Genomic DNA, 12,988 nt, shown 5'->3' with positions numbered 1-12,988 from the left:
CGATCAGAAGGCAATATTGCCGATTACCCATACTCGGGCGGCGCGGTTACGGCCATCGGCATCAGTATTGTTGGCGCTCTGGTTCGGGTTATTACCCAGCTTGTTGGCCACGGTGATGCTGACACCACCTTTGTCGTCGTAACTCAGCTTCATCCCCACGCCGGCACCGGCCAGGGTGTACTGGTTAGGTTTGCCAGCCAGCAGGGCACCATTCCAGGTATGTTTGTACTGTTTGACACCACCGGCATCGACAAAGCCGAACAGGGTGACATCCGCGCCGGCAAACTTGCCTAGCGAAGTACGGACTTCGGCATTGGCCAGCCAGCCATCATCCCCGAGGCCTTCGCCCATCGGGTAGGCACGAATGCCGTTGGGGCCGCCCAGCTGCAGTTTTTCGCTGTTATCCAGGTTCTTGCTGGCCAGCTGTGCAGACAGCGATACGGCCAGCTGGTAGTCACCCGCCTTGTCCAGGCGCGACAGGCGGCTTACCGCCAGGTTCAGCTTCTGGAAACCGCCGCCGGTGCGGGCAGAGGCGTCGTCCAGCGCGGCGTAGCCTTGGTCGCCAGACAGGTCGTTGTCACCAGCCGACAGCACGGCACTCCAGCCCAGGCGGCCGCCCCAGCTATCGTAACGGTCACCGTTCAGGCCCAGGCTCAGCATGGTGATCTTGCGATCATCCAGCGTCAGTGTGCTCAGGCTGTTCTTCATGTCTTTCTGGTCCAGGCTGGCGGTCAGCGTGGTGTTGGCCGTACCCGAGCGCGTCAGCGGCAGGCTGCCAAACAGCGATACCACCTTGGTGTCGCCGCTGAGGTTGCGCGGCACGTCGGTGGTAATGCCCATGTCCACGTTCATGCTGGACGCCGACACGCCTACCTTGGCCCCGCGGTTGCCTACCGGCAGCTGGATGGCGACCTTGCCGCTATCCAGGCTGTCGGACTTGGTGGCGTTCAGCGACAGCTGCTCGCCGTAACCCAGCGGGCTGTTCAGGTTAAGCTGGGTATTCAGGCGGGTCATACCGGCATGGCGGTTGCCGTAGTTGTCGGCCCATACCGCGCCGTTAAACAGGCCGGCGCTTTCCACGTCGGCTTCCACCTTGGTGGTACCGGCAACGCTACCCGGCGTCAGCTCGGCCTGGACTTTCTTGATACCCGGCACTTCGCCGGCCACCAGCAGCGCGCGTTCCAGCTCGGCAGCCTGGATAGGCTTGCCCGCCGGTGCGCCTTCGGCCAGCAAGGCGGCCACGGTGCTGTCTTTTACTGGCGAGGTGTTGTTACGCACCACGATACCGTTCACACCCGATGCGCCATCCAGCGCACCTTCCTGCAGCGCAATGCGTACTACGCCGTCCTGGATTTTCTGTGGTGGCAGGTAGGCTTGTACCAGCGGGTAGCCTTTGGCACGCAGGTGGGCGGCAGCTTGCTGCGCGGCGGCTTCCAGCTGCACTAGGCTCAGCGGTTTACCCAGCTGGGCTTTGAGCACCGATTGCATTTCTTCATTGCTGGCCAGCGACAGACCTTCAAAGCTGAAACCGGTTACCAGCACTTGCGGCACCACCGGTTCCGGCGGCATGGTCAGGCCCTGTACGGCAATGGCTACCGTGCCTTCGCCCAGCATGGCGCGATTCATGCTGACCTCGGCGTACGGGTGGCCGTGCGTGCGCAGGTGCTCTGCCACGGCGTGTACGGCCTGCTCGAATTCGGCAAAGCTCAGGTCGCGGCCTTGCCACGGCTGCAAGATACCCTGCAAAGCTTTCTGGTCTATGCCGGTTTCCCCTTCAAAACGGAAACCTCCGATAGACAGGCGAATCGCCTCGTTATCGGTTTTTACCTCAGGAATACTGGCGCGCAGCTGCACCTTGTCGCGCTTGCGCGGAAACAGGCTGGCGGGCGGCAATTTCTGCGCATTGAAAACAACACCGGCATCTTGCGATGGCGGTGTCTGGGTAACAGCGGCAATAACGGCATTGGCCGGCAACATGAGCGGCAGCAGGGTAAACGCAACAGCCTGCACGGTAAGGACGGCAGGCTTGGCACGACGCTGGCTGGTATTCTGACTGGAGTATTCCATGGTGTTGTGATGTGACCCAGGCGCGTTTATTCAGGGAAGGTAACTTTGCAGCGCTGGCCGGAAGGCAGCGCGTACTTGGGATTCGGTAATACTAGGCGCACGCGGAAAGAGCCGCTGCCTGCATCGATGACTTTGTCTACGTTGGTCACACGGGCCTTGAGCGGGCTGCTGGAGAGCTGCGGCGTCACGTCGTAGCTCTGGCCGCTGCGCACCTTGCCAAACAGGGCGGCCGGCACCACGGTTTCCACAAACAGCGGGTCCAGCTGGGCAATACGGTAGATGCGTTCCTGTTTTACCAGGTCGCCACGCTGGCGATAGCGGTCTACCACCACACCGTTAATCGGGCTGAACAAGCTACGCAGGCGCAGCTGCTCGCGACGCTCTTTGAGTTCCAGCTCCGACAGCTTGTACTCGGTGGCCATCTCGTCCAGTTCCTGGCTGGAAATCAGTTGCTTCTTTTGCAGTTCCTGATTGCGCTGTGTCTTGCGGGCGCCAAACTGCGCCTTGGCTGCCTGGTATTCCACCGCCGCCTCTTCCACACCGCTTTGCAGCTTGGCCAGCAGCTGGCCGGCACGGACCACATCGCCACGATCTGCCAGCACCTGACCCAGCACACCATCTACCGGCGTGCCGACATTCACTTCCAGCGAAGGCACAATCAGACAAGTAGTAGCTGCAGGCGCAGCCGCGGCCAGCAAGGGCAAGGCCAGAAACATGCCGCCCAGCGTGCGGGCGGAGTGAGTGACGAGTTTGTTCATTTTTCTATTGTTTTCCCTTATACCGGGCTATTCGGACTGGCCAGAAAAAGACAGTGCCTGCCGTGCCCTGAAGTCTGCGCTCAGCATGTGCTGACGCAGCCGACGGTGTTGCCATTCCATGTATCGCTGCGCTGCGCGGTAGTACAGCAGCCCTGCGCTACCAATTAGCGGTTGATTGGTAGTTTGTAACAATCTCGATAATATAACATTAAATTTTGCTACAAATTGCACAACCAGATCATCTTCTAGCGACAGAATGATTTCATAGCTGCCAGGGTCGCCCTGCCTAGCACAGCGGCCGATCAGCTGGCGATCGACGCGGGCATTATCGTGACGCTCGGTGAGGATCACATGCAGCCCACCTTTCATTTTCACATCCTCATCCAGCAGCACGTCCGTCCCGCGCCCGGCCATATTGGTAGCGATGGTGACGGCCCCGGCTGCACCGGCGCTGGCAACCACCTCGGCCTCTTCCGCATCCTGTTTGGCGTTCAGTACGCGGTGCGCAATACCCTCCTGCTGCAAGCATTGCGACAACACTTCTGAAGCCTTGATGCTGCGCGTGCCGATCAGTACTGGCCTACCGGACTGTTGTATTTCTTGCACAGACGCAATCACGGCCGCCCAACGCTGCGCCGAGGTAGCAAACAGCCGCGCCCCCAGATAGCGGCGACGCGAGCGCCGGTAGGGCGGCACACGCACCACGCCCAGGCCGTACACCTCGCCCAACTCCCCCGCCACCTCGCGGCAGGTGCCGGTCATGCCCGACAACACCAGATAGCGGCGAAAGAACAGCTGGTAGCTGATCTTGCCCAGCGTCTCGCGCTCATCCCCCGGCGGCAGGCCTTCTTTTACCTCCACCATCTGGTGCAGCCCGCGCTCCCACGAGCGGTCGGCCATGGTGCGGCCGGTGTTTTCATCCACGATCAGCACCTTGCCCTCGCGCACGATGTAATCGATATCGCGCCGCAAGCCATGGCAAGCCATCAGCGCCATGCCGACCACTTCCTCCCGCCGGTTCCTGGCCTGCCATACCGGCGGCAGGTGTGCGGCCAACCTGGCCAGCTCGTCGCGCCCTGCCCCTTGCAGATGCGGGTGCGCGCCCGGGCCCGCCTGCTCGAAGTGCACGCCGGGCTGCAGCGCCCTGGCCAGCTCGATAGCCTGGCGGTAGTAAGCCTCGCTCTCGCTGCCAGGCCGGCTGGCTGAAATGATCAGCGGCGTGCGGGCCTCATCGATAAACACGCTGTCGGCTTCATCCACAATGGCAAATTGCAAACCCGGCAGCAGGATGTTGGCCGCACTGCGGCCGCTCAGTCGCCCCAGCGCCAGCTGCATGGGCGACATCTTGTCGGCCAGCGCCAGGCGGTCGCGCAGGTAATCGAACACCACAGACTTGTTGGAGCAGTACACGATGTCGGCCAGGTAGCCGGGCTTTTTCTCGTCCGGCTTCATGTCTTCGCGCACCAGGCCGGTACTCAGGCCCAGGGCGTGGTATAGCGGCGCCATCAACATGACATCGCGCTCGGCCAGGTAGTCGTTCACCGTTACCACGTGTACCTTGCGCCCGGCCATGGCGGCTACCGCCGCCGCCAGCGTGGCGGTAAGCGTTTTGCCTTCGCCGGTATCCATCTCCAGCAAAAAGCCCTGCAGCAGGATGTAGCCACCCTTGAGCTGCGTGGGAAAGTGCCGCTTGCCCAATAGCTCGCCGGCACGGCGGCGCACCAGGGCAAAGGCTTGCGCCACGTGCCGGTCTTGCAGGCCATCGCGGCGCAAGAGCAGCTGCAGCTCGGCCGTCAGCGCCTGCAGCTCGGGCTCGGCCAGCGCGTCTACCGCGGGCTGGGCAGCATCCACCAGGCGCACAAAGCGGTTCAGCCGCCACGACGACAGGCCAAGCCTGGCCTGCAGCCAGGTGCGCAGGCGCTCGCTCTGGCGGTCCAGCCAGCTGCGGTCTTGCCAGTCACGGCGCTGCGGGTAAAGGTCGGCAAGCAGGGAAAGGGCAAACATGGCTATACCGCGAATCGTTTGATGAACATCTGGCGCAGCGCGCGGTACCACTGGCTGGCCAATGGCTCGGGTTGCTGGATAAAGCGCACGTATACGCGGTTACCCAGGGTGCGCGGCACGGCGCGGTTATCAAAGCGCAGCTCGAACTGGAACAGCGCGTTCAGCGCTACCGGCGTTTCACGGCTGGCGTCCGGGTCCAGGCCGATCTTGCCGCCACCTTGCAGCGACAGCGCCAGGCTGGGCAGGTCGCGCGTGGCACCGGGCACCTCGCGCACCATGGTGGCCGGAATCAGGCTGTCGACCTCTACCGCACTGCGGATTTCCACGCCGATATTGTGACGGCGCACCTGGTCGACATCGGCCTGCGGCACCACGGTCAGCAGGGTGTAGCGCGACGGGTCCAGCACGTAGCCCACCACGTCGCCGCGTGCCACGTAGGCACCGACGAAATCCAGCGTGGACGCCACCTCGAAGCGGCCAGCCAGCGGGCTACGGATGATCAGCGCATTCTGTCGCGTTTGCAGGTCGTGCAGACGGTTGCGGTGGTAGCCGGTTTCAGCCTCGATAATCTGGGCCTGCACCCGGTCGGTCAGCAGCACCTTGTTACGCTTGCTTTCCATCTCGGCAATCTTGGAGCGGGTTTCCGCCAGTAGCGCGCCCAGCTCCGGCTCGTCGCAGGCCAGCAAAGGTTGGCCGCGCACCACCTGACTGCCGGAAGGCACCAGCACACGGCTGCCAATGCAGCTGGCCGGTGCCCGCACACGCGACTGCTCCGACATCCAGATAACGCCCTCGGCCATGGTCCACGACGGCACCGGCACCAGCAGCACCAGCAGCAGCAAGCCCACGACCAGCCCGCCGACAATGGTCAGCACCCGCGCCCGCACGCCCTGCAGCACCGGGTCGTCCAGCAAGAAACGTATCTGCCGCGACAGCGGCAGCAACAGCATGTTTACCGCACTCCACACCGCCAACAGCACGCCGACAAAAAAGAAGCGCTCGGCCACCAGCAGGATGATGGAAATCGACAGCATGATGCGGTAGCAAAACGAGCCGATGGCGTAAAACACCAGCCACGGCTTTTCGCGCGGGGTGGTGGGTGGCGGCGTCTGCTCGCTGCGTACGCGGAAAATATGCTGCTTGAACACATAGCCCATGTACTGGTTGGCTTTCTGGCCCAGATTGGGGATTTCCAGCCAGTCGGAAAAAATGTAATACCCGTCAAAACGCACCAGTGGGTTGGCATTGAACAGCAGCGTGGTCACCCCCGCCAGAATCACCACCTGGTGCAGCGCCGCCTTGCCCACGCCCGGTGCCACCCAGGTCCACAGCCAGATGGCGATGGCGGCAAAGAACAGCTCGGTCATCATGCCGGCAGCGCCGATGAGCATGCGCTGGCGGCGCGATGGCAGGCTGATGGCGTGCCCGGCGTCCACATACGGCACCGGAATCATCACCAGCATCATCACGCCGGTTTCGTTGCAGCTGCCGCCAAACGCTTTCACCGCCAGGCCATGGCCTATCTCGTGAACGGCCTTGAGCAGCGGGAAAATCAGCCACAGCAGCAGCACGTTGTCCGGCCGGAACACGCGCGCCGCCAGGTCGCGCGTCAGCTCGTCCCAGTGCATGCCGGCCAGCACCACGCCACTGCCAACCACCAGCAGCCACAAAGGCAGGATGAAACGCAGCAGCCAGGCCGGCACTAGCTGGTACAGGCGGGTAATGAACGGGTCCGGGTCGAACAGCGGGATCTTCAGCGACAGCGGGTTCATCAGGTACTGCTTGAGCTTGAGGCGGCCCAGACGCTGGCGGCGCTCGTTCAGCTCGGCCAGGTCGGGTGCCTGGTCGGTCAGCAGCACATTGGCCTGGTGCAGCTGCGTCATCAGGTTCAGTACTTCGTCCTGCGTGGGAGCGTCGTCACCCAGCGTTTCGCAGCTACGCTGCCAGATGGCGTCCAGCGTGAGCTCGCCATCCATCAGCGCCACAATCTGGTAGGCCGCCGGGTTGAGCTTGAGGAAGCGGCCGCTACCCTGGTCTTGCAGGATGTAATGGCGCTCGCCACGGTAAACGTGGCGCACCAGCTTGGCCTGCTGGCGCAGGCGCGGTTTGAGCGGGGCCACTCGGTACCAGGACGGGGAAAACAGCGATGCACTCATGCGCCTACCACCCCAGCCACGACCAGATATTCAGGCGCAGCCAGTCAAACAGGCTATGCGTCCAGATCCACACCAGCTTGCGCTCGCCCACCTGCACCTTGGCCACGCCATCCATGCCGGGGCGCAGTGTGGCATGACGGCCGGTAAGCACACCCTCGACACGGAACACGTTTTTGCCTTCACGCGCCTGCGCCACCGAGGTCACCAGCGACACGCTAAAAGGCAGGCGCTCGCCTGGCATGGCGGTCACCATCAGCTGGCCTTGCTGCCCCACCCTGATCTCGTCGATATCGGCCTCATCCACGTACAGGATCACGCGGTAGGAATCCAGCGGGGCAATCTCGAACAAGGTCTGGCCTTTTTTTACCGCCCCGCCCAGCTGTTGCGACAAGTCGCCCGTCACGATAAAGCCGGCAAACGGCGCGCGAATGCGCGAGCGCTCCAGCATGCTTTGCGACAGCGCCTGCTGCGCCTGCGCCTGCTCGGACTGGGCGATGGAAATCTGTATCTGCGACAGGTCGCTTTGCGCCTGCGCGTCTTGCAGCTGGTTCTGGTACTGCGACTGCGTGCTGCGCCACTTGCTGGCCTCCAGCTGCAGGTCGCGGTCGTCCAGCTGCGCCAGCAGGCCACCGGCCGGCACTACCTGGCCTGCGCGCTTATAGGCCTGCGCCACAAAGCCGTCAAACGGCGCCACGATGGTGCGCTTTACCGCGCCTTCCAGCTCGGACTGCGCCCCGATGCGGTAATCGCCCGTTGCCAGGCCCAGAAACAGCCCCAGCGCCAGCAGCACAATGGCCGCCAGCTTGCGCCCGGCGTGCAGCGGCCCCAGCAGGCGGTCGCGCTCGGTTTTCAGCGCATCGGCTGCGCGGCGCCACCACGGGCGCTCGGCGTGGCGCTTGTCCAGCAGCATGCGGCCAACAATGGGCGACAGCATGTGCGCCAGGTGGCTGGCCTCGTCCGGCAAGACCGGCTCGGCCCACTCGAACACGAACACGCCGTAGCGCTGCGTATCCAGATAAAACGGCACGCTCAGAATATGGTTGGCCGCAAAACGCTCGGCCAGCGCGCGGTGCTCGCGATCGATACGCAAACCGCCCGCAGGGTTGTCCTGGCCTGGCTGAAAGTAAAAGGCCTGCCCCTGGTCGGCGGCCTCGTTCATGGCACTAGCCAGAAAGGCGGCCAGGTCTTGCCGGCCGGCAAACTCGGCCGAGTGCGACAAAGCCTGCAGCTTGACCGTCATGCGCTGGGCGAAGCCTACCGATACGCGGTCGCAGCCCAGCGCCACCGCCATATCGGTGACCACGGCATGGCTGGCGTCGTGGGCGGTATTTTCGCCCACCACCAGCATCAGTAAATCCAGTGATTTCAGCAGCCGCTCGGTAAAAGCGGCATTGTCTGCCGTGACGCCGGCCGAGGCGGGCAACAGCCAGCCCTGCCCCCACTTGAGCCAGGCCAGGCTTTCGCGCGTATAGGCAGCGGCGGGCATGGCCACCGCCAGCACACCGTGCAGCTGCTCGCCGGCCACGATAGGCAACGCCAGCACCAGCACCCCGTCCTGCACCTGCTGCAAAGGCAGGCGCATATCCAGCACACGCTCGCACAAGCTGGCCAGCAGCGGCGACACGCCTTCGGCATTGGGCCATAGCAAGGCGGGGGCGTAAGGACCCTCGTCCGGCACATCGGACAGCACAATGGCCAGCTCGGCCAAGGCCGGCAGCCCCTGGCGGCAGCACTGCAGCCAGGCTTGCCAGTAGGCGTGGTCGTTATACGGGGAGTGGGCTAGCTGCAACCAGGCATCAGGCGCGCCGGTAGAGTGTGTGGTCATGTAGGCAAACGGCAAACGGCAGACAAAGAAAAGCCGCCAGCGGCAAGGCTGGCGGCGCGAGGGGGTTTAGCCCAGTTTCAGCTCGCCGTAGCGTGCTTCGTACTCTTTCAGGCCCAGTTCCAGCATGGTCAGCAGGCGCTTGGCAGCGTACGGGTTCAGGACAACGCGGTTGCTCAGGGTAACCTGAACCTGCTTCTGGTCGCTCTGCCAGGCTTGGTTGGCACCGAACAGCACCATGATTTCTTCGCGGGTACCCAGCACATTGCACACGTTGGCGTAGGTGGTGACCATGCGGGAATCATCCCACACGATTTGTGGCACGACGGCTTCGTTGTTCTCTTGTTGTTGGCTCATGTTCATTCCTTGCATCTAGCAATGGTTACGAAAAAACGTTGTTATCGACGATTCTTGGTGCCGCGCTCGGCAGCGCGCTTGCCGCTGCCTGGCTGACGGTCCCACAGAATTTTGCTACGGCCCACGCTGGTCAGCGCGGCCAACCCCAGGGCCATATCCTGTGCCTGTGCCATGACATCGCTAGCGGCCTGTGCTGCCGCAGTATTGTCTGGCTCGGCGGCAGCTGCCGGCTGGGCTGATGGCTGCTGATCAGCAGCCTCCGACGGGGCGGCAGGCGCGGCGGATGATACCACATCACTACCAGCTTCCACGGCAGGCACAGCCTCGGCTGCCGGGGCTTCCGGCTGGCCTGCGGCGGCTTCTGCAGCCGGTGCTTCAGCGGTATCCGGCTCGGCCTGCTCACTCAGCACCACATCCTGCATGGTTTGCTGTGCCGGGCTTACCGGCGCTGCAAGCTGGACCACCACATTGCTGACCGGCGGCAGGTTGCCCTGCAGCGGCTGGGTAGACGTAAACAACACGTCGCCCAGCGTGGCAAGCGACACTACCGGTTGCTGGCCATCCTGCTCGCCCTCACCCTCGCCTGCCTGCTGCTGGCTGCCTGCGCCGGCACCGCCGGTGCGGCCAGGCTCGGCCTGACTGTTGCCGCTAGCGGATGGCTGGCCAGCCTGGCTAGTGGTACCCGCCGTGCTACCAGTGCTATTGCTTGCCGTGCCGCTGCCACCATTGGCCAGCTGCAGCGCTTGCACTACCTGCTGGTCGGTCTGCGGCTCGGTAATCACCGGCTTGGCTGGCACATCGGCACCGGCTACCGCAATCACGATCTCGAAGCGGGCGGTACCGTCTTGCGACAGCACGGTAAAGCGTTCTTGCTGCTGGCTACCGGCAGCCAGGCTGGCGTTACCTGCCAGCTGGTACTGCCACTGGCCGTTCGCCCCCAGGCTCAGCTGGCCATACAGGCCGACCAGATTGCCTGCCTGCACGCGGGCTTCGCCCTGGTCGATGTCGCTCACCTGCAGCTGGCCTGCAGCTTGCAGCTGGCCACCGGCCTTGACGCCACCCTGGCTGTCGCCGCTGATCACGGCGCTGTGGTTACCACCGGTCACGGCAATGCTCACGGTCGTCTGGCTGCCATCCAGGCTGCTCACGACAAAGGTTTCGTTCACTACTGCACCTTTGGCCAGTGCGCTGGCGTCTTGCAGCTGGTACTGCCACTGCCCGTCTGCCGCCTGGCTGAACACGCCGTAGCTGCCCTGGTAGCGCTGGGCCACAAAGGCGGCTTCGCCGGCATCGCTATCGCTGATGCTGAGCTGGCCGCTGGCCAGCGTGCTGCCACCTTGCTGCACGGCGCCAGCCAGCACACCACCGATCACGGCGGCGTGATTGCCACCGGTGACGGTGATCACCAGCTGCACGCTGGTGCCTTCGGCGGTACGCACGGTGAAGCTCTCCTGGCTAGTGGCACCCTTGGCAATGCTGCTGCCATCTTGCAGCTGGTAGACCCAGCTGCCATCGGCCTGCAGCTGCAGCTGGCCGTACTTGCCCTGGCTGCTGGCTGCCACGAACACGGCTTCGCCGGCATCGATGTCATTCACCAGCAGTTGGCCGCTGCTGCTGCGCTGGCCATCCTGCGCCACGGCACCGGCCAGCTGGCCGCTAACGCTGGCGGCGTGGTTGCCACCGGTCACGGCAATCACCACGGTGCTGCGGCTACCGTCGGCACTTTGCACCTGGAAGCTTTCCTGCACGGTGACGCCCTTGGCAATACTGCTGCCGTCTTGCAGCTGGTAAGCCCAGCTACCGTCGGCCTGCAGGCTGAAGCTGCCGTGCTGGCCAGCGATGGTCTGCGCCACAAACACGGCTTCACCGGCGTCGGCATCAGTGATGCTGAGCTGGCCGCTGGCCTGCTGCTGGCCATCCTTGGCTACTGCGCCGCTTTGCTGGCCGCCGATTACCGCCGCGTGGTTGCCGCCGGTAACGCTGATGCTCACGGTGCTGCTGGTGCCATCCTTGGCCAGTACGGTGAACTGCTCCACCACGGTCTGTCCCTTGGCCACGGCCGCGCCGTTGCTCAGGGTGTAGGTCCAGCTGCCGCTGGCGTCCAGCTGCAGGGCACCGTAGCTGCCTGTCTGGCTACCGGCCTGGAACTGCGCCTCGCCATCGTCGATGTCGCTGATCTGCAGTTGGCCGCTGCTGCTGTGCGCGCCGTCCTGTGCCACGCTGCCGCTTTGCTGGCCGCTGATCACGGCCGCATCGTTCACGCCGATGATCTCGACGGTCAGCGTGGTGGTGGCACCGTCCACTGTCTGCACGGTGAAGCTCTCGCGACGGCTGCTGCCGGCGGCCAATGCCTGCACGTTAGCGCTCAGGGCAAACTGCCATGCACCGTCGGACGACAGCTGCAGTGTGCCCAGCTCGCCAACAAAGCTACCCGGCAGGAACACGCTGGCCAGACCTGCCAGGCTGTCTTGCAGGCGGCCGCTGCTGGTGGTGGCGCCGTCTTCTACCAGGCTGGACAGCTGTGCCTGTGGCTGGTCATTGCTACCGTTGATGGTCAGGGTAATGGTGGTCTGGCTGCCGTCGGTGGTGGTCAGCACAAACACCTCGGTACGCACGTCGCCGTCGCGCAGCGCTTGCACGCGGGCATTGCTGGCGCTGTCGTTACCCAGGGTGTAGCTCCAGCTACCGTCCACTTTCACTTCCAGCTTGCCGAAGCGACCTTGCTGGGTATTGCTGGCCGGATCGAAGCTGGCCACGCCACCGGACAGGGCCGGGTAGGCAATGCGGCCGCTGGCGCGGGTGTTGCTGTCTTCGGTGAGGCTGGCTTTCCCGTCCAGGTCGCCTACCACCACACCGCCACCGCTACCGTTTTGCGGTTTCACGTAGCCCGTGGTGGTAACGCCCATTTCGCCGTACTCGCCCAGCATCACCACGCTGACAATCTGGCGCACCAGGTCGGCCAGGCCGCTGCCCGGGATAATGCTGTGCTGCGGGTTGGCCGCATCCAGCTCGACGCTGCCGGCAAGGGTATCTACGCCGGTGCCGCCCAGTACGATATTGCGACCGGTATTCGGCAGCACAAAGCTGTCGCTGGTCAGCAGCGGATCGGCCGCGTCGCTGCCGGTGCTTTGCACCAGCTGCAGCGCGCCAGTGGCGTCAAAGTTGGCTTGGGCACCGTCGCCGGCCACCACACGCATGGCCGCATCGCCACCGCTGAGTGTGAGCGCGTCGCGGCCAAAGCCGCCAAACACATACGCCGTACCGGCACCGATATTCAGGATGTCGTCACCGCCGCTGCTGTCGCTCTGCGTACCGACGCGCACCAGCTTGCCGCTGCCGTCTACAGCAAAGGACACGCTGCCGGCATCGCCAAAGGCGATATTACGGTCGCCCGCCACGGTGAGCGATTCCACCTTGTCGTTACCTGCGCCGCCAAACAGCAGCTTGTCGCCACTGCCCACGCGGATGCTGTCGTCGCCGCCGCTTTGTGGCTGGCTGCTTTCGGCAAACAGGTGCTGGTAGCCGGTCGCTGCACCGCTGCGGCGGTAGTCCAGGTTGTCACCCGACACCACGTCGCGGCTCAGCACGCTGCCCAGTACATTGATGCGGTCGCTGCCCATGCCGCCGGCCACGATGTTGAAGTCGGCCATCACGCCGGCGATGGCGTCGCCGGTCATCGACACGGTGATGTCGTCGTTACCGCCGGTGGACGGGTCGCTATCCAGTGTGCCAAACGAGGTCAGGCGGCCGGCAATATCAAAGATCATGCTGGCGTTATCACCCGCTACCGCACGCTCGGACGCCAGGCTGGCGGTACCACGCTG

Annotated in this window: 7 protein-coding genes (1 of these 7 only partly in view); all 7 read right to left on the bottom strand. The window is 64.0% G+C overall.

The genetic code is table 11. The annotated features are described in order from the left end of the window. Positions 1–3: 3 nt before the first annotated feature. A complete protein-coding gene (locus LCH97_RS01785; RefSeq protein WP_227303094.1) occupies positions 4–2,067 on the bottom strand; it encodes a ShlB/FhaC/HecB family hemolysin secretion/activation protein in 2,064 nt (687 codons plus the stop codon). 26 nt (positions 2,068–2,093) lie between these two features. Continuing rightward, complete coding sequence (locus LCH97_RS01780) at positions 2,094–2,825, bottom strand: efflux RND transporter periplasmic adaptor subunit (RefSeq protein WP_227303093.1); 732 nt, start codon at positions 2,823–2,825, stop codon at positions 2,094–2,096. A 27-nt stretch (positions 2,826–2,852) separates the two neighbouring features. Beyond that, positions 2,853–4,829, bottom strand: coding sequence for a hypothetical protein (locus tag LCH97_RS01775; RefSeq protein ID WP_227303092.1), 1,977 nt, complete (start codon positions 4,827–4,829; stop codon positions 2,853–2,855). A 2-nt stretch (positions 4,830–4,831) separates the two neighbouring features. Beyond that, positions 4,832–6,985, bottom strand: coding sequence for a PqqD family peptide modification chaperone (locus tag LCH97_RS01770; RefSeq protein WP_227303091.1), 2,154 nt, complete (start codon positions 6,983–6,985; stop codon positions 4,832–4,834). 4 nt (positions 6,986–6,989) lie between these two features. Next, positions 6,990–8,810, bottom strand: a complete 1,821-nt coding sequence (locus tag LCH97_RS01765) for an efflux RND transporter periplasmic adaptor subunit (protein ID WP_227303090.1) — start codon at positions 8,808–8,810, stop codon at positions 6,990–6,992. A 66-nt stretch (positions 8,811–8,876) separates the two neighbouring features. After that, complete coding sequence (locus LCH97_RS01760; RefSeq protein WP_051028601.1) at positions 8,877–9,164, bottom strand: DUF3467 domain-containing protein; 288 nt, start codon at positions 9,162–9,164, stop codon at positions 8,877–8,879. 41 nt (positions 9,165–9,205) lie between these two features. Then, positions 9,206–12,988 carry the end of a VCBS domain-containing protein gene (locus tag LCH97_RS01755; protein ID WP_227303089.1) on the bottom strand. Its footprint extends 25,572 nt past the window's final position, so the window shows 3,783 of its 29,355 coding nt (coding positions 25,573–29,355); the start codon falls outside the window, past its right edge — the gene reads right to left on this strand; the stop codon is at positions 9,206–9,208.

This window comes from Vogesella sp. XCS3 (assembly GCF_020616155.1).
In the GTDB taxonomy this organism is placed as follows: domain Bacteria; phylum Pseudomonadota; class Gammaproteobacteria; order Burkholderiales; family Chromobacteriaceae; genus Vogesella.
This window is presented reverse-complemented; position numbering and strand designations above follow the sequence as displayed.

Excerpts from the sequence above, each read along its gene's own strand:
- LCH97_RS01785 (WP_227303094.1), bottom strand. The coding sequence starts at position 2,067 with ATGGAATACTCCAGTCAGAATACCAGCCAGCGTCGTGCCAAGCCTGCC.
- LCH97_RS01780 (WP_227303093.1), bottom strand. The coding sequence starts at position 2,825 with ATGAACAAACTCGTCACTCACTCCGCCCGCACGCTGGGCGGCATGTTT.
- LCH97_RS01775 (WP_227303092.1), bottom strand. The coding sequence starts at position 4,829 with ATGTTTGCCCTTTCCCTGCTTGCCGACCTTTACCCGCAGCGCCGTGAC.
- LCH97_RS01770 (WP_227303091.1), bottom strand. The coding sequence starts at position 6,985 with ATGAGTGCATCGCTGTTTTCCCCGTCCTGGTACCGAGTGGCCCCGCTC.
- LCH97_RS01765 (WP_227303090.1), bottom strand. The coding sequence starts at position 8,810 with ATGACCACACACTCTACCGGCGCGCCTGATGCCTGGTTGCAGCTAGCC.
- LCH97_RS01760 (WP_051028601.1), bottom strand. The coding sequence starts at position 9,164 with ATGAGCCAACAACAAGAGAACAACGAAGCCGTCGTGCCACAAATCGTG.